The 25788-nt window shown below is 44.5% G+C and carries 18 protein-coding genes; 10 read left to right on the forward strand and 8 right to left on the reverse strand.

The features are described from left to right. The first annotated feature begins 3 nt into the window (after nucleotides 1–3). The 8 genes from QUA53_RS09695 to QUA53_RS09730 all read left to right on the forward strand — a co-directional run bounded on the left by QUA53_RS09695 (nucleotide 4) and on the right by QUA53_RS09730 (nucleotide 11376). Entirely contained in the window at nucleotides 4–4098 is a 4095-nt protein-coding gene (locus QUA53_RS09695; protein WP_333096853.1) for a tetratricopeptide repeat protein, read from the forward strand. Continuing rightward, entirely contained in the window at nucleotides 4088–5947 is a 1860-nt protein-coding gene (locus QUA53_RS09700) for a tetratricopeptide repeat protein (RefSeq protein WP_333096856.1), read from the forward strand. Before QUA53_RS09695 ends, QUA53_RS09700 begins: the two co-directional genes overlap by 11 nt. Before the next feature lie 200 nt (nucleotides 5948–6147). Then, nucleotides 6148–6882: a glutathione peroxidase gene (locus QUA53_RS09705; protein ID WP_333096858.1), complete on the forward strand. Its 735-nt coding sequence runs from the start codon at nucleotides 6148–6150 to the stop codon at nucleotides 6880–6882. Between the two features lie 205 nt (nucleotides 6883–7087). Beyond that, nucleotides 7088–8059: a sodium-dependent bicarbonate transport family permease gene (locus tag QUA53_RS09710; protein ID WP_333068249.1), complete on the forward strand. Its 972-nt coding sequence runs from the start codon at nucleotides 7088–7090 to the stop codon at nucleotides 8057–8059. A 1-nt stretch (nucleotide 8060) separates the two neighbouring features. Then, nucleotides 8061–8372, forward strand: a complete 312-nt coding sequence (locus QUA53_RS09715) for a P-II family nitrogen regulator (protein ID WP_223300725.1) — start codon at nucleotides 8061–8063, stop codon at nucleotides 8370–8372. A gap of 468 nt (nucleotides 8373–8840) precedes the next feature. Continuing rightward, nucleotides 8841–9872, forward strand: coding sequence for a type I glyceraldehyde-3-phosphate dehydrogenase (gene gap, locus QUA53_RS09720; RefSeq protein WP_333096947.1), 1032 nt, complete (start codon nucleotides 8841–8843; stop codon nucleotides 9870–9872). 150 nt (nucleotides 9873–10022) lie between these two features. Then, a complete protein-coding gene (locus QUA53_RS09725) occupies nucleotides 10023–10388 on the forward strand; it encodes a DUF1823 family protein (RefSeq protein ID WP_333096861.1) in 366 nt (121 codons plus the stop codon). Between the two features lie 292 nt (nucleotides 10389–10680). Further along, complete coding sequence (locus QUA53_RS09730; protein WP_333096863.1) at nucleotides 10681–11376, forward strand: CsgG/HfaB family protein; 696 nt, start codon at nucleotides 10681–10683, stop codon at nucleotides 11374–11376. Between the two features lie 182 nt (nucleotides 11377–11558). Here the strand turns inward: QUA53_RS09730 and QUA53_RS09735 are convergent, their stop codons facing one another. Then, nucleotides 11559–13940, reverse strand: a complete 2382-nt coding sequence (locus QUA53_RS09735) for a protein phosphatase 2C domain-containing protein (RefSeq protein ID WP_333096865.1) — start codon at nucleotides 13938–13940, stop codon at nucleotides 11559–11561. 1194 nt (nucleotides 13941–15134) lie between these two features. Between QUA53_RS09735 and QUA53_RS09740 the strand changes: the two genes are divergently transcribed. Further along, complete coding sequence (locus QUA53_RS09740; protein WP_333220075.1) at nucleotides 15135–15491, forward strand: hypothetical protein; 357 nt, start codon at nucleotides 15135–15137, stop codon at nucleotides 15489–15491. A gap of 214 nt (nucleotides 15492–15705) precedes the next feature. Here QUA53_RS09740 and QUA53_RS09745 read toward each other — a convergent pair whose 3' ends face one another. From QUA53_RS09745 to QUA53_RS09755, 3 genes are all read right to left on the reverse strand, one after another. Next, nucleotides 15706–16050, reverse strand: a complete 345-nt coding sequence (locus QUA53_RS09745; protein WP_333068257.1) for an NAD(P)H-quinone oxidoreductase subunit M — start codon at nucleotides 16048–16050, stop codon at nucleotides 15706–15708. A 75-nt stretch (nucleotides 16051–16125) separates the two neighbouring features. Beyond that, entirely contained in the window at nucleotides 16126–16647 is a 522-nt protein-coding gene (locus QUA53_RS09750; protein WP_333096871.1) for a hypothetical protein, read from the reverse strand. Between the two features lie 186 nt (nucleotides 16648–16833). Beyond that, on the reverse strand, nucleotides 16834–18687 hold the full coding sequence (locus tag QUA53_RS09755) for a pentapeptide repeat-containing protein (RefSeq protein ID WP_333096872.1): 1854 nt from the start codon (nucleotides 18685–18687) through the stop codon (nucleotides 16834–16836). A 46-nt stretch (nucleotides 18688–18733) separates the two neighbouring features. On the opposite strand from QUA53_RS09755, the gene QUA53_RS09760 reads away from it, so the two are divergent. Beyond that, nucleotides 18734–19513 carry an ion transporter gene (locus QUA53_RS09760; RefSeq protein ID WP_333096874.1) on the forward strand — a complete coding sequence of 260 codons (780 nt, stop codon included), beginning with the start codon at nucleotides 18734–18736 and terminating at the stop codon, nucleotides 19511–19513. A 406-nt stretch (nucleotides 19514–19919) separates the two neighbouring features. On the opposite strand, the gene QUA53_RS09765 is transcribed toward QUA53_RS09760, so the two are convergent. The 4 genes from QUA53_RS09765 to QUA53_RS09780 form a co-directional block, all read right to left on the reverse strand. Continuing rightward, a complete protein-coding gene (locus QUA53_RS09765) occupies nucleotides 19920–21296 on the reverse strand; it encodes an ATP-binding protein (protein ID WP_333096876.1) in 1377 nt (458 codons plus the stop codon). A 108-nt stretch (nucleotides 21297–21404) separates the two neighbouring features. After that, nucleotides 21405–22760 (reverse strand): ATP-binding protein, encoded by a 1356-nt coding sequence (locus QUA53_RS09770; RefSeq protein WP_445304934.1) that lies wholly within the window; start codon nucleotides 22758–22760, stop codon nucleotides 21405–21407. Between the two features lie 718 nt (nucleotides 22761–23478). After that, nucleotides 23479–24045, reverse strand: coding sequence for a hypothetical protein (locus QUA53_RS09775; protein WP_333096880.1), 567 nt, complete (start codon nucleotides 24043–24045; stop codon nucleotides 23479–23481). A gap of 75 nt (nucleotides 24046–24120) precedes the next feature. Continuing rightward, entirely contained in the window at nucleotides 24121–25686 is a 1566-nt protein-coding gene (locus tag QUA53_RS09780; RefSeq protein WP_333096881.1) for a hypothetical protein, read from the reverse strand. Between the last annotated feature and the right edge of the window lie 102 nt (nucleotides 25687–25788).

Genomic DNA, 25788 nt, shown 5'->3' on the forward strand with positions numbered 1-25788 from the left:
ATTATGCCCTCGATTGAGAAGATGGAAAAGGCAGCGGTTGATTTGAGTCGGCAAGCAGAAGTTTATTTAGCCGAAGGAAAGTTGAATGAGGCAGTTGCTGCTTGCGAGTCAGCGTTGAAAATTGAACCGAATTTGGCGACAGCTTGCCAGACGCTGGGAAAGGTGATGCAGGTGCGAGGGGAAATCGAGCAAGCTAAGCAGTGGTATGAATCGGCAATCGATCGCAATCCAAATTTGCCGGAAGTTTATGCTAATCTCGGCATTTTGTATTCTCAGGGGAAACAGTGGGAAAAGGCGATCGTAAATTGTGAAAAAGCAATTTCGCTAGCGCCGAATTTTGCTGCTGTTTATCGGCAGTTGGCGAGAATTTGGACGCAGTTAGAGAAGCGAGAAGATGCGGCAGACTGTTGGTATCAAGCTTTTAATATCGAGCCGAATTGGGCAACTGCTGAGGAAAACGTCACTCTGGGAAATAGTTTGGTTGAATTGGGAAAGTTCGATCGTGCTATTGAGTGTTATTCGCGGGCAATTAAGTTAAACCCGAAGCTGGCAATCGCTTATCACAATCTAGGAGAAATGCTGGTTGGCCAGAAGCGGTGGGATGAGGCGATCGCCAATTACCGACAAGCCATTGCCATCAATCCAAATTCGTTTGAATCTTACCACAGTTTGGGTAAAACTTGGGCGGAGCGAGGAGAATTCGATCGGGCGATCGCCTGTTACAACAAAAGCCTCGAACTCCACCCAAAATACGCTCGTGCTTACGTGGGTTTAGGTAATGTTTTCGCGCAAAAACAGGACTTTGATGCAGCAATTAAATGTTACCGTCAGACTCTGGAAATTAATGATAATTCCTACTGGGCATACAATTGCTTAGGGGACGCTTTGGCTCAAAAACAACTGTGGCCAGAAGCTATTAGTTGCTACCGCAAAGCTATTGAAATAAATCCAAATATTCCTTGGTTTTATGTGAATTTGGGAATAGCCTTCACCTGCGAACAATCCTGGGATGAAGCTGTGGCTGCTTTCCTGCACGCGGTTCAGATGGAGGCGAATTTGACGGGAATTAATCAGCGGTTGGGATATGTTTTGCGGAAGCGGAGCGAATCTGGTTTAGACAGCACAATCGCAACTTATTGTCAATCTATTGAGGTACTTGCAAGCGGGAAAAATTACCACAAATTGCTGGGAATTGAGTTAGATGGAGCGGAATTTTATATAAATTTAGGCAATAGTTTAGCAAAACAGAAGCAGTTGGAAGGCGCGATCGTATTTTATAGCATGGCACTGCAAATTGAACCCAATGCTGCGGAAGTTGTCGCCCAACTGGATAATGTGCGGGCGAAACAACAGGAGTTGTACGCACAAATTGCCACTTACCGCCGCCAAATAGAAATCGATCCGGCTAATTCTAAGCCTTACAACGATTTAGGAAATATTTTACCGCAATTAGGGGAATTAGAAGAAGCAATTATTTGCCACCAAAAAGCCGCCGAATTGAGGGGTTGGCCTGAGTGTGCGGCGAAAGATTATCAATTTACCCAAGATTGGTTTACCCACAATATTCCTATTTGGCAACGGCATTTGCAGCAATTTACCGGAATTGCGGATTTTCAAGTTGTGGAAATCGGCAGTTTTCAGGGAATGTCTGCTTGCTGGCTGCTGGATAATATTTTAACTCATCCGACGGCAAAGATTACTTGTATTGATTTATATTTTCAACAACATTTTAAGGGCAATATTGTTAAAACGGGAGCAGCAGAGCGGGTAATTGAGTTAGAAGGTTACTCTCAAGATTTGTTAATTAATTTGGCTTCGGAATATTACGATGTTGCTTACATTGACGGCTGTCACAAACCTACCAGTGCTCTGCAAGATGCGATTTTATCTTGGAGGTTGGTGAAAGTTGGGGGATTGATGATTTTTGATGATTACGAGTTTGCGTTTCCCGACAGCCCGGAGCAAGATACTAAAATTGGCATAGATGTTTTTTTGGAGATGTTTGGAAGTCAGTTAGAAGTTGTACACAAAGGCTATCAACTCATCGTCAAAAAAATCGGCAATCAAAGTTTGGGCGAAGAGCAAACTCTGTTGTCTCTGGGTTGGGAAAAGTTGGGGGATATTGCGACAAATTCCGGTTATTTGGATGAGGCGATAGCCCGCTATCAAACAGCTATTAAAATTAAGTCGGGCAACTACTTAACTTATCACAAGTTGGGTAAAAGTTTGCAAAAGAAAGAACTATTTGACGAAGCTCGGGCCGCTTACCAACAGGCGATCGCACTCAACCCTAATTTTAGTTGGGCTTACCACTTTTTGGGAGAAACTTTGCAGGCGATTGAGCAACACGAGGAAGCTGCTTCTGCTTACCGCAATGCTATTGAGTTAAATCCAGATTTTTGTTGGACTTACAACAATTTAGGCGATGTGCTGATGGAGCTTTCTGAGTGCGAGGAAGCTGCTGTTGCTTACCGCAAGTTAGTTGAACTCAATCCCGATTTCTGTTGGTCCTACGAGAGATTAGGTAGGGCTTTGGTTGCACTGGAAAATTGGGAAGAAGCGGCGGCGGCTTACCGAAAAGCTATTGAATTAAACCCCAATGATTGTTGGCTGTACAATAGTTTGGGGGAAGTTCTGGAATTACAAGAAAATTGGTCGGAAGCAGCCGAGGCTTTTGATCGTGCTATTGAGCTAGAACCTGAGCATAGTTGGCTGTACAAAAAGTTGGGCGATGCACTGCGGAATCAAGGGGAATTAGAAAGGGCGATCGCCATTTACAAAAAAGGCATCAATCTCGAACCCAAATCCTGCTGGTGTTACGAAGGATTGGGTTTGAGTTTCCTTGCAAAACAGCAGTGGGAACCTGGAATCACTAATTTAGTTCAAGCCCTGCAAATTAAACCGGATTTGTTTGAAGCTTACGATAATATAGGTTATGCTCTGGAACAACAAGGAGAAGTCGATGAGAGCGATCGGGAAAAATGCAGTAATCAAAATTTACCCTTAAGTATTCTCGAAAAATACTGTGGGTTTACAGAAGATTTGACCGTTCCAGCAGAATCCAATCCTAACCTCACCTGCATTGACATCCATCCTGCGAGTCAAATCAATTTATCTGATTCCAAAACAATCGATAGCAGCCGTAGATTCTGGGAACATCAAAGTCATTCCAGAAAAGCTTTTGTTGCCGTATTGCCAAACGGACGAGCTTGGGCAGATGTTGTGACTAGCGCCGTCATTACTTCAGAAAATAAACTTGTTGCTGACATTTCAATGGGTTGTGCGGAATTGGTAATCACTTCCGACAAATTGCCTCCCGCTGAACACGTCGATGGAAATGTGGCTTTTTTATCGGCTCGCTGGGGTGGAGCTGCTTATTTTCATTGGATGTTTGATGTGATTACGCGATTTGATCTTTTGCAGCGTAGCGGATTGATAGAAACTATAGATAAGTTTGTTGTCAATGCCTCGGATTCTTCCTATCAAGCAGAAACTTTAGAGATTTTAGGAATTGCTGAAGATAAAATTTTAGAAAGTCGCTGCCATTTACACATTACCGCCGATCAATTAATAGTTCCGTCAATATCTTATAACGGTTCGGGAGCTGTTTCTAAATGGAAGTGTGAATACCTAAAACAGACATTTTTAAAGGAACAACAGCCAAGAAATACAGACTATTCAGAGCGAATTTATATCAGTCGACAACAAGCATCCTATAGGCGAATCGTCAACGATGAAGAAGTAATTAAATACTTAGAAAAATTTGGGTTTCGCAGTGTAAAATTGGAAACAATGTCTGTAGCGGAACAAGCATCGTGTTTGGCTGCTGCTAAAGTAGTTGTCGCACCTCACGGAGGGGGATTGACTAATCTAGTTTTTTGCAGTCCAGGAACTAAGGTAATTGAGATTTTTTCTCCCCTTTACGTACCGTATTGTTATTGGATGATTAGCAATTTATGCGGTTTGGAACATTACTATTTAATTGGCGATTTGGTTAATGATGAAACTCCGATCAAACCCTTACATAAAGATATGCAGTTGAATTTGAACTCGCTGGAAAAATTAATGACTGTTGCAGGAGTTTTGCATGGACAATGACTACCACGATTTGGGTAATTCCCTGCAAGAAAGCGGTCAGTTTGATGAGGCTGTTGCTGCTTACAAACAAGCTATTGAATTAAATCCTAATTTTTCTTGGTCTTATCACAGTTTGGGCGATGTTTTGCAGAAACTTGAAAAATGGGAGGAAGCTGTCGCTGCTTACAAAAAAGCTGTTGAGTTAAATCCAGATTTTTCTTGGTCTTATCACAACCTGGGCGATGCTTTGCTTAAACTTCAGCAATGGGAAGAGGCTGCTGTTGCTTACCGCTGCGAGATTGCACTCAACTCGGATTTTGCTTGGTCTTTTTGCAATTTAGGCGATGCTTTAACTAAGCTAAAACAGTGGAATGAAGCTATCGCTACGTATTTAAAAGCTATTGAAATTGACGGAGATTTGCCGGGAATTTACGAGAAGTTCGGATACGCTCTCGGACAAACAGAGTCGAATTTAAATTTAGTGTTAGAACAATCTCAATTGCAAATTACACCGGAAAATAGGGAGTTTTATTTGCAGTTAGGAAAGAATTTAGCCAAGTACGATCGCCCAAAAAGCGCAATAATTATTTACAAGTTGCTATTGACAAGTATTCCGATTCATGCAGGCAAATCGGCGGAATTAGAGGAGTTGTTGCAGCAGCAAGAAAAGTGCGTTAGCGCAGCCATCGAAGAGGATCGCGCATTAGCCTCATCTCGCGCAACTGTCGCCCAAAAACCCGATGATTGCTGGTCTTATTACAATTTAGGTGCTGTTCTGAGCCACCAAAAATATTGGGAGGAAGCGGCGGCGGCATTTTTCCAAGCTATAGAAATAAATCCCGATCTTCCTTGGTGGTTTTATTACAATTTGTGGGAAGTTTTTGTTAGGCAAAACAAGCTAGATGAAGTTGAGAACTTGTGCCGCGAAGTTATTGCAGCTCAACCGGAGGCTTTTTGGCCTTATCTGAATTTGGGGGAAGCTTTAACAAGGCAAGGTAAAATTCCAGAGGCGATTGATTTTTATCGAACTGTCAGTTACAAACAAAGTTTTGCATCTCTTATTAGTAAGAGAACAGGCAAGATACCTGTTCCACAAGCAGATACAGGCATCTTGCCTGTTATACAAAATTGGAATTTAAAATCAGTCAAAGTTCCTAACTTTATAATTATTGGTTCTCAGCGGTGCGGGACGACTTCTCTGTATACTTATTTATCCAAACACCCGCAAATTTTGACTCCGATTAAAAAGGAGATGGATTTTTTTTCGTGGCACTTTGACAGAGGTATTGATTGGTATTTGGCTCATTTTCCGCCAATGCCGCAGGGAGAGCAATTTGTAACTGGCGAAGCAAGTCCGAGCTATTTTGACTGTTGGGAAGCACCGGAACGGCTCTACAGGCTGTTTCCAGAGGCGAAACTGATTGTACTTTTGCGAAATCCGGTCGATCGGGCGATTTCTCAATTTTACCGCTTGACTGGCTTAAATTGGGAAGCGCGATCGCTCGATCAAGTAATTAGCGATGAAGTTGAACGGTTGAATCAAAATCCCGAATACATCATCGGCGAGGAACCGGGGAATTATTTAGCTCGCGGTAGGTACATAGAATTTATTAAAAACTGGCTGGCTTTCTTTCCTAGAGAACAGTTGTTAATTTTGAAAAGTGAAGATTTTTATGCAGGTGCGGCGGCTATAGTCCAGCAGGTTTTAGAATTTTTAGATTTGCCGGAATATCAATTGTCTGACTACCAAAATGCTAATCCCGGTTCTTACCAGCCGGTTAATCAATCGATTCGCAATTGGTTGAGGGATTATTTTCGACCTTACAATCAGCAGTTAGAGGAGTATTTGGGGAGGAAGTTTGATTGGTAATTGGGCATTGGGCATTGTTAGCTGTTGACTGTTGACTGTTGACTGTTGACTGGAAAGCTCACCACAGTCAACCGTCAACTGACAACCGTCAACTGACAACTGACTAAAAAAGACCCGCCTACCCTTGACAAGTCATACTCGTTATGAGTACGCTAAAAGAAGCAAAGGAATTGAACCCAAGTACCCAAAAATTTAAAATCATGCTGACGAACCAAGAAGGTCAAAGAGTACCCAAAGTCACCTTTCGCACTCGCAAAGACAACGAGTGGGTCGATGTCACCACCGATGATATATTTGCAGGTAAAACCGTAGTAGTTTTCTCGCTGCCGGGAGCTTTTACTCCCACTTGTTCGTCAACGCACCTCCCCGGTTACAACGAATTGGCCAAAGTTTTTAAAGAAAACGGCGTAGATGAAATCGTTTGCATTTCCGTCAACGACACTTTTGTGATGAACGAGTGGGCAAAAGACCAAGAATCAGACAATGTGACGTTAATTCCCGACGGTAACGGCGAGTTTACTCAAGGCATGGGAATGCTGGTAGACAAAACAGATTTAGGCTTTGGCAAGCGGTCTTGGCGTTATTCGATGCTGGTAAAAGATGGTGTGGTTGAAAAAATGTTTATTGAGCCTGATGAACCGGGCGACCCTTTCAAAGTGTCCGATGCCGAGACAATGCTCAACTACATCAACTCCGCAGCAACCAAGCCGAAGCTAGTGTCGCTGTTTACAAAAATGGGCTGTCCCTTCTGTGCTAAGGCTAAGGCAATGCTTAGTCAAAAGGGCTTGGATTATGAAGAAATCGTCTTGGGCCGGGAGATCACAACCCGATCGCTCCGGGCTATGACTGGGGCTACAACGGTGCCGCAAGTATTTATCGACGGCAAGTTGATCGGTGGTTCCGAAGCCCTAGAGTCTTATTTGGCAGTTGCTTAGTTAAACCAAAATACTTAACCTGCAGGTGCCCGCGTGCACACCTTACAACGAGTAAGGTGTGCACTGTGCGCCTTTGCCGTATTTTGCGGTATTTAGCCCGATTGAGCTTCGGAGTCAAAAAGTTCGATTGGTCTATTGATCCATTCTCGTGCAACAATTACTGGGGAAGTAATATTAAAAACGCAAGAAATGGGAGTTACCGATCGTGGATTTGAGTTTAGTATCGTCAAATATCTTAAATCCCCCAATATTAGCTTTTTTCATGGGAATGCTGGCAATTTTTCTCAAATCCGATTTAGAAATTCCAGCGCCCATCCCTAAACTCTTTTCGCTGTACCTGCTGTTTGCCATCGGATTTAAAGGTGGCGTAGAACTGTCCAAAAGCGGAATTGACCAGCAAATAGCCCTGACAATTTTGGCAGCGATGCTGATGTCAATGCTAGTACCCATTTATACTTTTTTCATACTGAGAATCAAACTAGACTCTTACAATGCCGCGGCGATCGCAGCCACCTACGGTTCCATCAGCGCGGTCACATTTATTACCGCCACCTCCTTCCTCACAGCACAGGGGATCGACTTTGACGGTTATATGGTAGCCGCGCTAGCATTAATGGAATCCCCGGCAATTATAGTAGGTCTCATTCTAGTCAGTGTATTTGGCGGGGAAGAAGGAAAACGCGAAATAGTTTGGCCAGAAGTGTTGCAAGAAGCATTCCTAAACAGTTCAGTTTTTCTGCTGATTGGCAGCCTAATTATGGGCGTACTGACAGGAGAACATGGTTGGGAAGTTATGAGTCCGTTTACTCAAGACTTGTTTTACGGAGTTCTGACTTTTTTCTTACTAGACATGGGGCTGGTTGCAGCAAGCAGAATTAAAGATTTGCAAGAAGCAGGAGTTTTTCTGATCGGCTTTGCAATCCTAATTCCGATACTCAACGCAGTAATTGCTTTGGTAATAGCCAAATTAATCGGAATGCCGCAGGGAGACACTTTGCTGTTTTCCGTACTTTGCGCGAGTGCTTCTTATATAGCAGTACCAGCAGCCATGCGCCTAACTGTTCCCGAAGCGAATCCAAGTCTTTACATTTCAACTGCCTTAGCAGTGACATTTCCATTTAATATCATTGTAGGCATTCCCCTGTATCTATACGGAATAAATATGTTTTGGAGGTGAGATGATGGAGTCAGTCAAAAGAGTAGAAATCATAGCCCACTCAGTCGAACTCGGCAAGATTTTAGACGGTTTAGACAAAGCTGGCGTACCGGGTTATTCGGTGATCCGTGATGTCGCTGGAAAAAGCACTAGGGATCACGTTTCCCGTGATTCATCAATGACGGCGCTGGATAACATTTATGTGCTTGCTTTTTGTTCACCAGCTCAAGTTTCAGCAGTTGCAGAAAACATTAGACCCGTGCTCAATAAATTTGGTGGGTCGTGTTTTATTTCAGATGCGGTGGAATTGCTAATTACTAGATGCGTCGGGTAGTCATTAGTTATTAGTGATTATACCAATTCGGAAAAATTGAGCTACACATAGATTCTACGCCATATGTTTAGGGACACGGCAATGCCGTGTCCTTGAGCGAATAGGCAACTTTCATCTTAGGCTTTGGTTCCATCGCCACTGCTGAGAATGCCAATCCGTTTCGCCTTTTGGGTAACTTTTTTATTATTACTTTAGCCTGATTTAAAAAAGGCAATTTTGAAAATAATTTCTGTCTATTATAGCACTTTTACAAGTTGACAAAAATCAGCCATTAGCCATTAGTCAGCGGTCATTTCAGGATTAATTGCCCTTCCCAGCCAGGGCAGAATTCAGAATTCTTAAGAGATAGAAAAGAATCAGTTGCAAAAATCCGTTAGCGTGGTAAATTCTAAGCCACAACAGGCGATCCTCCTCGAAGGCTTCGCTAATGCCCGATCGACTAAGGATATTTTCAATAGGAGTTTAAACATGGCTGCATTAAAAGTCGGCATCAACGGATTTGGTCGCATCGGACGGCTAGTGATGCGTGCCGGCATCAAAAACCCCAACATCGAATTTGTCGGCATTAACGACTTAGTTTCGCCCGACAACCTGGCTTATCTTTTCAAATACGACTCTACCCACGGCATTTACGACGGCGAAGTGGAAAGCAAACCAGACGGCATTGTCATTGACGGAAATTTTATACCCTGCACAGCGATTAGAAATCCGGCAGAATTGCCTTGGGATAAAACGAGTGCAGACTATGTTGTAGAATCTACCGGATTGTTTACAGATTTTGAAGGCGCATCAAAACACTTGACGGCGGGAGCAAAACGAGTAATACTTTCAGCACCCACAAAAGACCCGGAAAAAGTTCCAACTTTTCTAGTAGGCGTCAACCACCACAAATTTGACTCAGCAAAAGATACGGTTGTTTCTAATGCTAGCTGTACGACGAATTGTTTAGCACCAATTGCCAAAGTAATTAACGATAACTTCGGTTTGGAAGAAGGCTTAATGACTACAGTTCACGCGATGACTGCTACTCAACCAACTGTAGACGGGCCCAGCCAAAAAGATTGGCGGGGAGGACGCGGTGCGGCTCAAAATATTATTCCATCTTCCACCGGTGCAGCAAAAGCTGTTACTTTGGTGTTGCCAGAATTGAAAGGAAAATTGACTGGAATGGCCTTGCGGGTGCCAACTCCCGACGTTTCTGTAGTTGACCTTACTTTCAAAACGGCGAAGGAAACTAGCTATAAAGAAATTTGTGAAGCAATGAAAAAAGCTTCGGAGGGCGAACTCAAAGGCATTCTGGGATATACTGAGGATGCGGTGGTTTCGACAGATTTTCAGGGCGACGCGCGATCGAGCATTTTCGATGCAGGTGCGGGAATTGAACTGAATTCTAAGTTTTTCAAAGTTGTTTCTTGGTACGACAACGAGTGGGGTTATTCTAGTCGCGTGATTGACTTAATGCTGTCTATGGCCGAGAAAGACGGAATTTTGAATAATTAATTTTTTTGGGGGTGGCATTTTGGGCGGGCTTGCGTGTCCACCCCACAAACAAATTCCTATGATTTTTTGTGGAACGGGCTGTCCGGCCCGTCCCTGATAATATTATTTAATGTGAGTTAAACTTTTTTTATTTCCGATTCGATCGCGCTCATGTCTGAATTACCACCGCTGAATAACGAAACTATTTGGGCTATTCTCAACGAAGAAATCGACGATGCTGCTGTCAATCAGCTAGTTTGGCAGTATCTGGGCTACCGCTGGGATGCCGAGACTGGCAAGTGGAACAGTGCAGGAGTTGCACCCGAGTGGCGTCAAGATTACCCGGAACCGCCGGATTTTATCGATTCTAGGCCGGCGACGGTGAAATTGACTCGATCGACTCCTCCAGAAAACAAGCAGTTGCTGAAGGAAAAATTGGGCTTTAAAGGCTATAAAATTGGGGAATTCGGGCCCCGACAGACTCGCAGGGCGACGATGGCTAATTGGTTGATGGGTTTTATGGAATCTGGGGGGTAAGAGGAATATTGGATGGCTGTGCGGTGGTTGCCACCGTTAGAGTAAAGAGATATGAGATTTTTTGGCAGGAAAACCCCTAAATCCCTATAAAGGATTGAAACCTTGATTAAACTCTTCCTTTCTTTCTCTGTGTCCTCTGCGTGCTCTGCGGTTAATTAACAAAAATTAAGTTTGTTGAAAGTCAAAAAACACTAAAACCCGCCAATTCCAACCTCCTCATCCCCAACCCTGACATCGGGCTGTTCCGTAAAGTATCCTAGAGTCGGCACAAAACAACTGTGAGGTAAGCTTTATGAAAACAACTACCATATCTCGCTTAACCAGCATTTCCCTCGCTACCCTAATGCTAGCGGGCGTTTCAGTCAATGCGATCGCCACACCAGCCACCACCGAACCCAGAACCCAACTCGCCCAAGCAACTGCCAAAAAGCGCCTCGTAGTCATGGACTTCGACTACGGCCCCACCAACAGCTATTACACTTCCTACAGGGGAGTCGGCGCCGCCAAAGGCATCAGCGAACTGTTAATCAACGAACTCGTCAACAACGGCACTTATACAGTAGTCGATCGTAGCAAACTCGAACAAGTGCTCAAACAGCAAAATCGCAGCGGCGCGATGGATGCCGGCACAGCAGCCGAAATTGGCAAACAATTAGGAGTTGACGCCGTGCTCATCGGCACCATTACCAAGTTTAATATCGACAAACAATCCGGCGGCGGCAGTTTCATGGGAATCGGTGCCGGTTCACAAAAAACCAAAGCTACCGTTCAAATAGATGTGCGGTTAATCGGTACAGCTTCAGGAGATATTCTTGCCACCGCCAAAGCAGTTGGAGAAGCGGATCAAAGCGATTCTAATATTTCCGTTAGGGGTATTGGTGGCAATTCTGGCAGCAGCAATGAAGACTCACTTTTGAGCGCGGCAGTTGACAAAGCCGTATCCCAAATGGTGACTAAACTGGCAGAGGTATCTAAGAAATTAGGTTAGAAATTTTTCAAAATTTTTAGATTTTAGATTGGTAATTGTTAACTCCCCAATCTAAAATCTAAAAATTTTTCATATCCTTGAGCTGCAATTGTACCCGTTAATATTAGTTTTGTTTAGGAATCTGCATTTTCCTCTATACTAAACTCTATCCATTTCGCTCAACATACTCAAGCATTAACAGTTTAATTAGCATTGGGACTTGAGCCAGGATCAACGCATTTTCCCTTTTGAGTTGGGTTTAAGGCTAGGTTAGAGACTACTTTAGAAAAGCCAGCTTGTTCTTGAATCCATCCGATTTCCCCCGGTTGCAGCTTGGCGCTTTCTACTTCAACTGTTGGCTTAACTGTGGGGGAAGGCGAGGGAGTTGTCACACCGGGAGGCAGCTTGGCGCTTTCTACTTCAACTGTTGGCTTAACTGTCGGGGAAGGCGAGGGAGTTGTCACACCGGAAGATGGATTCTGTGCCTGTTTTGAAACTGTAGAAAAATCTTTATTTGACTCGGGTTTGGGAGAGTTCGAGCGCACTATTTCAGGAATCGAACAAACTTTCAATTCCAGCCAATTGCCTTGAGGTGTAAGCTGTTTGTTTGTCACCTGCAAAACGCTGCCGACTGGGACTGTTCCTTTGACAGTCAACTCACCGATTGCAACTCGCAAATCCAAGCGATCGCTCTCTTTTTCCACTGCCCCAGCCCCAGAACTTTTAATCTCTATAAACGAGCCGATTTCTAAAGATTTGACCGGAGAAGGTACAGATTCAACAGTTTTTTCTGGCTTGCTTCCAGGATTAATTAAACCGCCTTTGCCAAAAATCGACTCCCCGGCAGTATCGATCGCGCGACCCACCGGAGGGATGAAAAAATAAGCAAATACACCCCCCAAACCTAATAAAAATAAAATTTTCAGCAGCAGCGAAAATGGGCTTTTGCTTTTGTCCGGCTGTAACAACTGCGTTTTTCCTTCAGAATTCCCATCGCCAAGGCTTGTGGGTCCATTCAAATCCGTTGGCATATCCTCGCTGTCGGAAATTAGTTCGATCGGCGTATCTAAAGGTGCGACAGACAGTTCTGTCAAAGTATTGCCGTCTTCCCTCAAATGTGCTTGACAGTGAATTAAAGCAACAGTGACGTTATCGTGACCGTTTCTAGTATTAGCAATCTCAATCAGTCGATCGCGCGCCTTAGCCAAATTAATACTACCGTCGAGAATTGGCAAAATCTCCGCTTCCCAACATTCCTCAACCCGGTCTTTATCGCTCAAACCGTCGGAACACAGCAGCAAAACGCAGTCTTCATCCACTGGAAAACGCTGCACAGTCGGGTGCAAAGTGTTGGACGAAGTAATCCCCAAAGCTTGAATCAGAGCTCCGGCGGCCACTTGTTCCAAAGCATCCCGGTAGAGAGAGTAGCCCAAACGCACCTCGCGACAAGCCACATTATCATCGAGAGTAACTTGATAGCAGCCGGTGCGGGTAATCCAGTAAGCGCGACTGTCTCCGACGTGGGCGACATAGATCTCGTGAATGTGGGCTAAACCCATAACTAGGGTAGTTCCCATCCGCTGGCGGCCTTGGCGGTGTTCGCTGTCGTTGCGACTGGCTATCTTGTCGTTAGCAGCACAAGCCGCCCGTTCTAGCTTGGAAGTCAGGCTCAACGGGTCCCAATTAGCCTGATGTAGCGGCATTTGCTGCAACTTGTCGCGCAGCACACCAATTGCTTCTGCCGAAGCGACCTCGCCGCCGTCTTGTCCGCCGATACCGTCGCAGACGATCGCGCAAGCTTCCGCACCCGGGCTTCCTGCGAACAGCGTACCGCTGGGCGGATAGCAAGCATCTTCGTTGTGAGCCCTGGATCTGCCTACATCCGTGCCCGTGGCAATTTCAACGTGACGATCGTAATATCGGCCGCACTTTGCCAAAGCTTTATCCAACTGGCCCATCAATTGTTCGCCGTGGCGCACTTGACCGGCAACCATTTGCTGGCAAAGTTGCCTCAAAAAATTAGCAATAGCCGGGTGAGCATCTTCGAGCCACTGCTGCCACAATTTGCCCAACTGCGACAAATGAGGCGGTTTGCGATCGGGCTGCAATTCCAGAAACCGCACCAATTGCCCTTCCACCCGCAGCAGTTCCGGAGTCAGCAGCGTGGAAGCCACGCCCTGAGAGATACACGGCTGCCACAACTGGGCAATTTGCCACAGCCAATTGAGCTGCCGCATCGCTGCCGATCCTTTCCAGGAGTCTGCCAATTCCGGCATTAAAGATTCCGTCACCTTCAAAATCGGCCCGTTTTCCAGTAGCCAAATATCTCCCGATAGCTTGCTCATCTTGGACGATACCAGGCCGTATACTTGAGGTACGTGCAACTGATAGGCAAACAGTCTCAGATAAGGAGTGACAACACTCGGAATCTCATCGGGCAGTTCCGGCAAGTGTTCGGGTTGAGTATCGACAAGAAGTCGATCGCGCTTGACCAAGTAGCGACCAGCGATCAGATCGCCTGGCTTACACCCTTTGATCCCTTCACCTAAAGCCCATAAGTAGTGTTTTGCCACAGAGTTTTGCATAAGGGTTCCTGACGCCTTTGGGCAAGCGTGCTGATCTGAACTATTTTAGCGATGAACCTCGACGGGTTGATACGTGGCGATTATTTGACACTCCCGCTTTCTCAACAGACGCAGATTCTTAAGACTTCGCAGTCCTAATATCCTGATTTTTCAGGTTCCCGGAATCACCACGTTTCCACTTTTGTGTGCGTAGTGATATCTGCTACACAAAACTTGGCTAAACTTATTTAAGTCTCACCATTCAATCGGGATTGCTCCTGAAGGGTCTGCTTCCTGCTTCACCCAAGGGAGTCGGCTCCTTCTTGTCCACAGGCGTTAATTCGGGTGTAGCCCACCCTAATCGAATTAATTTTAGTTGAAGATTTTAGCCGTGAGTCATCCAATATTTTCAACCTATTTAACAAAACGCGGACTCCCGTTCGACCTTGTGACAGGCTGGTCAGTTTTGACTTGCACGCTCGGTTTACTCTCCCAGATAATTAAGCCTTGGTTTTTGGCATCGCTCTAATTCTACCACCCACAAAGGTTAACCAGTCAAGTTAAGTATGACTAACTTTAGTAAATTTTTTTGCTGTTTAGTCCAACTCCTGACAATATTTTAGGCGTGACTTTCCCCGAGTCTAGGGGTAGGTTTTAATGTCTTGTACTGACACGAATAGTTTACCATTTTGTTGACGACCGGATGAATCTTGCTATGAGCTTTCAGGGTGAGACGATCGCGCGACGCCCAAGTCCTCGGCTTGAAAGCACGCTGTTTTCAGCATATTCCTGATAGTGACAATTTCCGAAAAAATCGCAGCACTCAAGGGAATTAAGATTTTAGACTAACTATAATGGTATGATGCAGCTAGGTAGAAATCACCTGACCCGACAGGTATAAATAAATATCAATTCTCGGTTTTCTCGCCAAGGGTGTTAATTGCCTCGTACCCGAGTTTCGCAAGTAAAGTTAAATTTAACCTGGCCCAAAGACGGATAAAAGCCCCCAGATTCATCTGTGGAGTCCATCTAAAGTATAAAATCTACAATCTCACATCTCACATCTACTGACGGATGCAAGCTCCCGACAGGAGTGGTGGTGAGCAAAAAAAATTAGATATTAGTTCAAGCCCGCAGATCCATCTGTGGAGTCAATCTCAAATCTCAAATCTCAAATCGACTGACCGGCCTCTGCAAGCTGTTGAGTATTTAACCATGCCCCCACATGAACCCAGCGCCTTTTCCAAGAATGTGCCCGATCCGAAGCTACTGCCTGCCGTTGAAATAGACGAAATACTCACTAGCATTCAACATTCTCACAGTTTTTATTACAAAGTGATGAATCTTGAGGTTTGGGCGCTGGTGGAAACCTTGGATGGGCTGTTTCCCGGCGCTTGGGGTCAGTTTATGACCAACCGCCAACTGGCAGTTAAACAGTTTTTGGAACGCGATCGCGTTCCACATTCTCCGGTTGATGCTGGGAAGGCGCGGGAGAAATCCGAGGGCAGTGGGAAGAAGGAAGAAGCCGGGAGTCAGGAGTCAGGAGTCAGAAACAAGCAGGAAGAAGAATAAAAGCAGCTTTTTTCAATTCTCCCCATCTCCACCTTTCCTCGGTATCCAAGTCTACATCCTCTTCAATCCTCAAAGCGAGAGACGAAACAGAACTTTCTTTTCCCCCGTACTCCCCTGATTAAGAGGAGTAGGAGGGATCGAAACTCAGCTACAAGCGACCTTTATTATGGGTTTCAATCTTAAGTTGACATAAATGCCGATCGCCCGATCGCCCTTACAGGTGAACTTTGGAATCAACTTGAGGCAAGCCCATGCTGTAGTTGACAGCGCGGCTGTTGAGATTGTAGCTGATTTGGCCTTTTTGTAAGAGCGATCGTACCAAGTGCTCCAACTCCGAACCGATGCGGCGGAGGTTGTACTCGGTCAAGTCTTCGCCCTCGTAGGCGTCTACGAGTTGGTCGAACTTGGCATATACCTGTTTGACTGACTCGTCGTTCCAGTTAAGTTCGTTATCTGGGTCAATGTCGAGGGTCAAAAGGTCGTTGCTGGGGACGAGTTCGTTATCTTCGAGGATGGCGGTGTATATGCGAATATGGCGGGTTGTTGACTTGAGCTGCATGAGTTCTTATGTGTAAAGATTTTTTGCTGAGTTTATTGTAATGGCACAGAGATGCGCGGGGAGGGCGGGCGATCGTCAATTTCTCGGAATCCCGAAATATTTTAGTTGTTCGGCCGTCCAATTTTTGTAATATTCAGTTTTCTCTAAAGAATCGGAAGCTGGCTTCAGCTTAGAATTTACTTGAACGGTGAAGCCCGGATACGGCATTCTTCTAGTATGAAGTCCGTCAATATTAAAATCTTCTTCGGGATGAGTGTGAAAAGCCAGCAAGCCTAACTCTGAAATCCGATCATTCAGTTTGTCTATCAATTGTTTAGTTTCGGGCGCAGTAATTACGTTTTTTTCGGGATTAATTACTACCATTATTTCCAAATCGGAATTGTAAAATTCATAAATCGATTTCATTATGGCCGAATCTCCCTCAAACTCAGTTAGCGCTGAAAAACGCTCAATTTTGAATAAAATTTGATTTGCCAAGCGTGCTTTTTTAGTGAAGGGACAAATCGCTAAATTGCTGAACACTGGATGGGGTAACTCTACAAACTCCGTCATCCATCTGAGGGTAGATTCTATGATTTCTGTGTCGAATTCATTCATCGAAAATCTATGTATTTGATATTTCACACTCATCATACTTTATTTGTAAGGAGGGCGATGCACACCATTGGTGTCAATTTAACGCTATTTCCCTCAGTCCGGCAGGAAATTCATTCCCTGCCGGAATTTCGGTTAAATTTACACCAATAAATTGCCCACCTGGCTTTTTAATATTGGCGATATAATTCATTCGTGAATTGTGCCATCTGGCATAATTGCACCTGTGAGTGTTGCCATGTCGAGATTTGCTCTACCCATATTTGCTCCTTTCATGTTAGCTTTCTCTAAGTTGGCACCACTAAAATTTGCCCCATATGTTTGTGCATTTTTTAGATTCGCTCCACTTAAGTCTGCCACATTCAGGTTAGCATGGTTTAAATTTGCCTGTATCAGGTTTGCTTCTGTGAGGTTTGCCGCCGTTAAGTTGGCAACACTCAAATTTGCTTCGCTTAACTTGGTTTTAATCAAATTAGCTTGCAGGAGTTTTGCACCGATCAAATTGGCCTTAGTTAGATTGGCACCACTCAAGTTAGCTTGACTCAAGTTAGCTTCACTCAATTGTGCACCATTCAGGTTTGTTGATGTGAGGTTGGCTCCTTGCAGATTAGCTCCAGCCAAGTTTACTTGACTCAAGTCAAAACCAGCTAGGTTCGCTTTTTGCAGTGAAGCACTAGGAGCAATTAAGTAAGCACCTGCATTAACAGGATTAAACCTTTTGGGGAAGGTAGTCCTTGCGTTGTAAACTGTTTGTTGAAGTTTTGCTCCCTCAAGGTTCGCCCCTTCAAGGTTGGTCTCGAATAGGTTAGTCTTAATTAGGTTTGCATTACTCAAATCAGCCTCCATAAATTCTAATTTACTCAAATTTAACCCACTTAAATTTGCTTTACTGAGATTTACCATCCTCAAGTTTGTCTCCGGATATAAATTAACACTGCTAAGATCTAAGCCACTCAGATTAGCTTCACTTAGGTTTGCATAATAGAGACGGACTTCACTTAAATTGGCATTGAGAAATTTTGTTTTCCTTAAGTTTGCTGAGTTTAGATTTGCCTTATGAAGGTTTGAATGACATAAATTTGCCTCACTCAGATTAGCACCATGTAAGTTTGTTCCAGAAAGTTCTGCACCGCTGAGATTAGCGCTACTCAAGTTAACCTGACTCAGGGATTTTCCGGTTAGATTTACTCCCGCTAAGTTAATCCCTGTAAAGTCGCGTTCTCCCTCTTGATACCGTTGCAAAAATTCCTCAGCACTAATAGCTGGTTCCAGATTTTCTAGTGCAGAATCATCTATTCTTTCCTCTTCCTTAGATTCCACAGTATCGGCATTCACAGGTTTAGCGATCGGCTGTTCTGCAGCTTTGCTAGATACCGCCTCTTCGCGCAATAACCGATCCACCCGATCGCTAAACCGCCTCACAACCTCAGCATCATCAAGCTTCTCACCAGCATTCGAGCTTTTCTCAACCGCATTCTCAACATAATACTTGTCTACAAAACTTTGCAACCCAGCATTATATCCCTGTCCTACCGCCTGAAACCTCCATTCGCCATTCTTCTTGTACAAACGTCCAAATTCTAAAGCCGTTTCTTGGGAAAATATCTGATTTAAATTGTACCTAACCAATTCGCTAACAGTTTCTCGATTGTAAAGCCTGATAAAAGCATTTGTAACTTTACTAAAACTTTGATTTTTTTCCTTTCCCTCGTGAATAGTCACAACAAACACAATTTCCTGAATCGCCGAATTGATTTTACTCAAATCCACATAAACCGTCTCATCATCTCCCTCAATTTGTCCATTCCTGCTGTCTCCCGAATGTCGCACCGCACCGTCCGGCGATGTCACATTGTTGTAAAATACAAAATACTTTTCATCAGGAATGCGACCGTCCGCCGCTAACATAAAAACTGATGCGTCAATGTCGCAGTTTTGTGCTGTCTGGCTGACTTGCCAACCCAGGGCGATCGCAATTTTATTGAAATTAGGAGTTTCTTTAGAAAGATTGAACCTTTCACCCTTAATTAATTCGATACTCATATGCGATAATTCCCTTACCTCATAAATGGTATTAATTCTCTCATCTATGTTAACCAGATCGCAAATTGGATTTTATCTCGAAGATATCGAAACCCCAATTGGTAGAACCGTCAATTTAACCCTTACCGGACTTATTCTCCTATCTTCGAGCAGCTTCATCGCCGAAACTTACCCGATTTCGGAAACTGTTAGAATTAATTTCCAAACTCTCGATACAGCGCTTTTAGTTATTTTTGTGTTTGAGTATTTATTGCGGCTGTGGTGTGCGGAAAATCGAGTTAAATTTATTTTTAGTTTTTTTTCAATTATTGATTTGCTGGCAATATTACCATTTTTGCTGGGGTTTGTCAACGTCAGTTTTATCAGAATTTTTCGCTGGTTTAGAATTCTCAGACTCATCCGCTTCCTGGAATTAAAAATTTCTATTTTCCGCATCAGCAGCGAAGATGGGGTAATTTTTGCTCGGATTTTGTTTACTTTGCTGGCAATAATTTTTGTTTATTCTGGTTTGATTTATCAAGTCGAACATCCGGCAAATCCCGAAAGTTTTGGAACTTTTTTGGATGCTGTTTATTTCTCGGTTGTCACAATGACGACGGTGGGATTTGGCGATGTTACTCCGATTTCGGAATCCGGCCGTTTTCTGACTATTTTGATGATTTTGACGGGAATTGCTCTAATTCCTTGGCAATTAGGGGATTTGATTAAACAATTAGTTAAAAGTGCTAATCACGGAGAAGCTGTTTGTAAAGGTTGCGGTTGGTCTGTACACGATGCTAATGCTAGATTTTGTAAAATGTGCGGCAGTCAGTTAGAGAATGGTTGACTGTTGACTGTTGACTGTTGACTGTTACAGCCGTTTTCAGGTAGGGACACAGAATTGCCCATTCGTGTCAACTTAAGCCTGAAACCCTAATAAATGTCGCTTTTAGGCAAAGTCTAGATCCCCCTAAATCCCCCTTAAGAAGGGGGACTTTGAGAAGAATCTTGTTCCCCCCTTAAGAAGGGCTAGGGGGGATCGAGTTATAATCGTCAAAGAGTAGACCGGTAGTAGGTTTGACGTTAAGTTGACACTAATGGGCATTGCTGTTTCCCTACAGAAGATTGCCTCTAATTTAGATGTAGCAGTATTTTTCATAATAATTAATAACTAATAACCAATAACTAATAACCAATAACTACTGACTACTGGCTAATGACTAATGACTGCTGACAACTGACAACTGACTTCTTTAAGCTAAGGGTAACAAAATTTCAAATTCAGTGCCGCTGCCTAACTCCGATCGCATTCTGAATGCACCGCCGTGTTTGCCCGTCACTATTTGATAGCTAACTGCTAAACTGGTTTCTTTGAGGGCGCGTTTTTCCGTAGAAAATGATTCTATAATTTTTTTGTACTTGCTAGGTGACATTCCTGGCCCGTTATCGGCTATGCAAATCGAAACCCAGCGAACATGAAGTTTATCTAAATCCGGCGCAGGTTCGGGACAGCAGACTTGAGTTGTGATTTCAATTTTAGGCTGGCGATCACCGTCTCTGAACCCTCCACCTTTGAACTCCTTCGCCAATTCTTGACCGACTGCTTCATTAATTAATGTATGAATAGCATTGGTTAAGATATTCATAAATACTTGGTTTAGCTGTCCTGCATAGCACGGCACTGGTGGCAGGTAGCCGTAGTTTTTCACTACTTGGATTTCCCTGGTCAAACGACTTTTGAGCAGCAAAAGTATGCTGTCTATGTTGGCGTGCAAGTCGGTTGGTTTGGGATAAACATCGTCTATGTGGCAAAAGTTTTGCAAACTGCTTGCCAGCTTGCTCAAACGTTCCGCTCCTGATTTGATGCTGGCAACAGTTCGGAGGAAATCGTTTTGCAAAAAGTCATAGTCGATCTCTTCTTTGAGCCGTGCTATTTGCGGCGGGGGGTTGGTACAGTATGCGTCGTAAACTGAGAGCAATTCCATCAAGTTTTTGCTGTAGTCGCTTACGTAGGTTAAATTCCCCCAGATAAAGCCTACCGGATCTAAAATTTCGTGGGCGACTCCGTTGACTAAACGCCCTAAACTAGCCATTTTTTCGCTTTGAATCATTTGAGTTTGGGCTCTTTCGTAGCGGACTTGAGTTTCTATGCCACGAATTTGCCAGTAGGCGATGTTTAGTGCGTTAGGGTCTAAGAGTCGGTAAGATTGGGAGTCTATTTGGACGACGATCGGTTCTGACTGCAATTCGGGCGATCGACGCAGAGCTTGTGGAGCTGCTGCCAAAATGGTTGTACTCTCTGGGACTAATAATATTTCGACGCGAGCGTAACTGTAGAGAACTTTTAGTGGCAGGTGCAAAAATAGCTCTGGGCCTTGGGGTTTAAGCAAATATTCCAGCAGTTGCCTGCGGGATATCATCCCCGCAAACTCTCCTGCTTCCATCAAGACGACTCCCGGCACTAGGGGATGCTGTTCAAACATTTCGGCAACTGCCACGGCCAAGCAGCTCGATTTAACCTGAAAGTCATACAGGGGCAAATCCCAGAGGGTAGACTCTAGGGAAAGGTCTTGATGGCTGCCTTCGGAGAGTGAAGGGCCAAGGAGTTTAGAACTGAATTTATGTGCCACTGGAACTTTTAGTTGCCGAAACGCTGGGAAAGTGAATTGAGAACCTACTACTAAGCTAGCCTATCACTTCAACGCAGGAGCGAACAACCGAGAATATTCTTGAGTTAATCATGTTTTGTGAACTATGGGCAGGAGAATTTCAAATTCAGTGTTCTTACCTGGTTGCGATCGCAATTTGAGTTGGCCGCCGTGCTTTTCTGTGACGATTTGATTGCAGATAGCCAGCCCCATACCGCTGCCTTTGCCTGCTGGTTTAGTGGTGAAAAAGGTGTCAAATATCTGCTGGTGATTTTCTGGAGCAATGCCTGGCCCGTTATCGGCAATGCAAATTGCCACCCGCTTGCCGTGTTCGGTTTCTATCACTTTAGTGGTAATTTCGATTTGGGGCTGCCAGTTGTCCGGGCACTGGGTGTGTATTTCTCGATCGGCTGCGTACTCTGTCAGGGCGTCTAGAGCATTAACTAACAAATTCAAAAACACCTGACTCAACTGACCGGAGTAGCCGCTTACTAGCGGCAGTTCGCCGTAATTTTTAACCACTGCTATGCTATTTTTAAAGCGGTTTTTCAATATTAACAGCGTCATCTCCACGCATTCGTGAATGTCTGTCTCCACTGGTTTTGTCTCGTCCATATGAGAGAAGTGGTGCAGCCCGTTAACTATTTTTAGCAATTGCGAGGCTCCCAACTCCATCCCTTCTAAGGTGATAGGCAAATCTTCTTGTAAAAAATCAAATTCAATTTCTTCTTTGAGAGCGTCTATTCGGGGACATGGTTCCGAATATTCTTCTTCATAAACCGACATGAGCTGAAGCAAGTGTTCAAAATAGGACAGCAGAAAAGTTAAATTCCCCCAAATACAGTTCAGCGGATTTCTGATTTCATGCGCTACTTCTGCTACAATTCTCCCCAAACTAGCCATTTTTTCTGTTTGGATGAGTTTGGATTGGGTTTGTTTGTGGAGCAACTTATTTGTTAATTGATGAATTCTTGATTGAGCAACCATTAATTGGTGTACGTCTAAGAGTTTGTAGCTCTGAGGCGCTACTTCCACTACTACAGGTTCGTAAATTAATTCTCCTGACCTGTAAAGCGATTCCTCGGCGGCTTCTACTATTAATTTACTGCCGGGAAGTATCAGCGGCTCTGGCTTAGAAAACTTGTATAATACCTCTATTGGTCGCTTGAAAAACATTTCTAATCCGTAGCGGCGGTTAATTTTTTCAAAAAATAGACGCCTGGATATTATGCCGACAAAAGTACCCCCCTCTGTCAAAATAACGCCAGGAAGCATGGAATTTTTTTCAAAAGCCTGGGCTACTTCTTTTGCCTGTTGAGTTAATTCAATTTGGCAGTTGTAGAGGGGCAGGTCTAGGAGAGTTGATTCTAAGGAAATGTTCCAAGTACAAATTTCAGGTATATGCAACACTGATAACTCCGAGCTAGTCTCACGCACAGCAAACATAGATGAAACCCCTGTTAAATGTTGTATAGATGGATAACTTAAGTTGCTATTAATTGGTAATGGGTAATTGGGAGAGGGTAGTTGCTAGTTTGTTAAATTAGAATAGTACCCGGTGGCTTAACCCGATTACACTAGCATTGTGTGCTAAAGGTTTTGTTTCTAAATCAATGTTAAACGATCGAAGCTTTTGTGGATATTACGGAGTTCATCTGTAAACTTTTTACCATGATATACCTGCGATCGCGTGTTTTCAGAAAATTTTTAATATTTATAATTAATTATTGTGATAAATTATACCATTTTTCTAGTGATAGAAGGGAATTGGAGAACCGCGAGCGGCTTATCAGTGAATATACGGGCATCCTTCGAGGGTTGGAGGGCCCGGATCAGCCATCGTCCAAGGGGCTTGAGGTTCCAACGGTATCGTCAAGACTGGGGTCCAGGCAACAATCGGCAGATTGTACAGCAGAAAGAAGTTCGGCCACGGATTCGCTTTCTTCGGATGTAACCGAATGTAACGGATGGAAGGCTTTAGTTATCGTCGCGAGAGAACGAAGAAGCAATGTTCCGCAAGGGTTTGTGCAATTAAGAACGTTCTAACCGTATTGGCGGTGGCCATACCACTCAAAAGAAATGCAACTTTAAGCAACTTCAAACGTCGATGGTAGTCAGTTTTTTGCCATCTGCCACCTGCCATCTGCCGTCTCCAATCGTCTTCTTAGGGTTCCACCTCCGGCCAGAGGCGTTCTAGCTGATACCGCCAAGCCGCGAGAGTATTTTCGCGAGACTCTCGCCCTAGTTCCATTTCACCCATCAATCCCTCTGCGTAGAAACGGTCTAAAGTCTGAAGGGTAGTTTCCACAGACTGTCCCTGCGCCTTCGCAGCTTTGATGATTTGACGGATGCGGCTTTCTATCAAACCGCCGAAAAAGTCAGACAAACCTCTCTCTTGCAAAGCCAGCAGTCTGGCGACGGCGGCTGAGAAATCGGCGGTCGCGAGTGTGGCACAACTGTGCTGAAATACTCCCCACAAAACGTTTTGATGTAAGGCGTAGCGAGTTTCGAGGGTGGTGTCAAAGTTAGCTTCTAGCAGTTTATCAAGAAATGGTTGAGCTTCCTGGGCATCGGCGATCGGCAGCAAAATCCGCAGCCAACTCCCGTCTTCTGAAAGGAGGACTAAGAGGCGAAAATTGGGGGTTTCTACTTGCCAAGAAGTGGCAGCAGGCATCTCAACACTATCACCAAATAAGTCTTTAAGGCTATTGCTAATTTCTTCGGGAGTCATAAGGATTTTAGATTTTAGATTTTAGGTTAGTCACCAGTCATTAGTCAGCAGTGCGATCTTAAATCTCAAATTGGTTTATGGTAGCCAGCGGGGGTGATAGCCGGCAAAGGGAAGTTCTTCGGGCTGTAGTTTTGCGGGAGAACCGTCTGTCGGTATTTCTACTAAGGGTAGCAGCCAGAGGCGGCTGGTGGCGATCGACTGTCCGCTATCGTTGCGGGGACTGTCTGCTGCTGAGGGAGTTGCTGCTGTGACTGATTGGTCGAAAATTAATGCCAGACCGTCGGGAGATAAACTGATTTGGGTATCTAATTGGTTGGGCAAAATCAGCAGCGGTTTGATGGTTCCTACCAAACGAGTACCTTCTTTTTTGAGGTCGATGGTGGCGATGAAAGGCTGTTCTTTATAGCTTTCTGTTTTGAGGCGTTGGGCTAACAAACAGTAGAGACGCTGAACTTGGTTGTCTTGGTTTTTGCGGGGGTCGAAATAAACGGCCATAATGCTGCCGGGAATACGCAATATTTCTTGTTCTACACCTTGGTTATCTAAGATGAAAAGCGATCGAGTAAAGTCGCTGTTGTATTTAACATAGGCGGCGGCAGAGTTGTCCCGGGCCATGCCCAATACTTGTTCGTATTTTGGCAAAAATTCTACTGGGTCTGCTTCGGGTTTGAGGGGGACGATCGCTAATCCTTGTTTTTGAGATATTACCATCGATTTGCTGTCGGGGCGAATCATAAAATCTCCGCCTTGTTCATTTTCCAATGGTCTGGGCGCCTGTGTTTCTTCCAAAATCCAAGGACTGAAATCGCCGGGATTGCGGCGGTTGACGCGCTGGACAACTATGATTTTTCCATCGGCTGAGAGGTCGAATTTGAGGTTTTGGTAATCTTTGGCATCTAATAGTTTGTCGATTCTACCCGCTGGATATTTTTGTTGAGTTCCTGAACCCGATTGGGGGTTGAGGCCGGTGGTGACTGTGAATAGTTCTTGATTTAGGGTGCCGCGAGTACGGGCGAGCGATCGATCGGTGGCTGAGAATAAAATGCGATCGCTGTCGGGATAGGGTTTAAAATCGGTGACAACTAAATCTTTGGGAGTTAGGGGTATCGGTTTTGAGTCGCTGCTGGTGAGATTGACTAGCATTAATCTGCTTTCTGTTTCGCCTTGAACGCCGATGTAAGCAAAAGCTCGATCGCGGCTGCGAAAGGAACTGCTAAACGGTTGCATCGGCGTTCCTTTGTTTTGATTTTTTTCTCCGAAATACTTATCGGTTGCTCCGGCGAGTTTGACTGTGTAGGTAACGCCGTAGGGTGCGGGATCTTTGAGGGTGTAAGCCATGCGTCTTCCAGCCCAACTAAATTTACCGGGGAGGGGGGGTTCTAGCTTTAAGTTTTCCTCGACGGTGGGCTGGTTCATCGGCCGAAAGAATGTGAGGATAAAGCCGGTATCTTCGGCGCCGATTTGTTTGTTTTCCCAGGTAAATTCTCGCACTCTGGGTGCTGTGCGATCGCCGCTCAGCAGCAGCAGTCCGATTAAGACGCTCAGCACTAGCATGAGCAAGATGGCCGTGCGGTCGATCGGCTGTTTGAATGGCAGATTAGCGAAAGGTGAAGGATTAATTTTTTTCTTAAAAATACTCACAAATCTTTCTCTCCTACTTTCTGCTGAAAATCAACTGCCAAATTTTCCCTCTTAAATTTTACTGTCTTGGGCGTACTCCCGACCCTCTGAAACGGTTTTTTT

The organism is Microcoleus sp. Pol12B3, from assembly GCF_036701355.1.
GTDB lineage: Bacteria > Cyanobacteriota > Cyanobacteriia > Cyanobacteriales > Microcoleaceae > Microcoleus.

What these genes read in the sequence shown, in the direction of transcription:
- QUA53_RS09695 (WP_333096853.1), top strand. Translation starts at nt 4, where the DNA reads ATGCCCTCGATTGAGAAGATGGAAAAGGCAGCGGTTGATTTGAGTCGG.
- QUA53_RS09700 (WP_333096856.1), top strand. Translation starts at nt 4,088, where the DNA reads ATGGACAATGACTACCACGATTTGGGTAATTCCCTGCAAGAAAGCGGT.
- QUA53_RS09705 (WP_333096858.1), top strand. Translation starts at nt 6,148, where the DNA reads ATGCTGACGAACCAAGAAGGTCAAAGAGTACCCAAAGTCACCTTTCGC.
- QUA53_RS09715 (WP_223300725.1), top strand. Translation starts at nt 8,061, where the DNA reads ATGATGGAGTCAGTCAAAAGAGTAGAAATCATAGCCCACTCAGTCGAA.
- gap (WP_333096947.1), top strand. Translation starts at nt 8,841, where the DNA reads ATGGCTGCATTAAAAGTCGGCATCAACGGATTTGGTCGCATCGGACGG.
- QUA53_RS09725 (WP_333096861.1), top strand. Translation starts at nt 10,023, where the DNA reads ATGTCTGAATTACCACCGCTGAATAACGAAACTATTTGGGCTATTCTC.
- QUA53_RS09730 (WP_333096863.1), top strand. Translation starts at nt 10,681, where the DNA reads ATGAAAACAACTACCATATCTCGCTTAACCAGCATTTCCCTCGCTACC.
- QUA53_RS09735 (WP_333096865.1), bottom strand. Translation starts at nt 13,940, where the DNA reads ATGCAAAACTCTGTGGCAAAACACTACTTATGGGCTTTAGGTGAAGGG.
- QUA53_RS09740 (WP_333220075.1), top strand. Translation starts at nt 15,135, where the DNA reads ATGCCCCCACATGAACCCAGCGCCTTTTCCAAGAATGTGCCCGATCCG.
- QUA53_RS09745 (WP_333068257.1), bottom strand. Translation starts at nt 16,050, where the DNA reads ATGCAGCTCAAGTCAACAACCCGCCATATTCGCATATACACCGCCATC.
- QUA53_RS09750 (WP_333096871.1), bottom strand. Translation starts at nt 16,647, where the DNA reads ATGAATGAATTCGACACAGAAATCATAGAATCTACCCTCAGATGGATG.
- QUA53_RS09755 (WP_333096872.1), bottom strand. Translation starts at nt 18,687, where the DNA reads ATGAGTATCGAATTAATTAAGGGTGAAAGGTTCAATCTTTCTAAAGAA.
- QUA53_RS09760 (WP_333096874.1), top strand. Translation starts at nt 18,734, where the DNA reads ATGTTAACCAGATCGCAAATTGGATTTTATCTCGAAGATATCGAAACC.
- QUA53_RS09770 (WP_445304934.1), bottom strand. Translation starts at nt 22,760, where the DNA reads ATGTTTGCTGTGCGTGAGACTAGCTCGGAGTTATCAGTGTTGCATATA.
- QUA53_RS09775 (WP_333096880.1), bottom strand. Translation starts at nt 24,045, where the DNA reads ATGACTCCCGAAGAAATTAGCAATAGCCTTAAAGACTTATTTGGTGAT.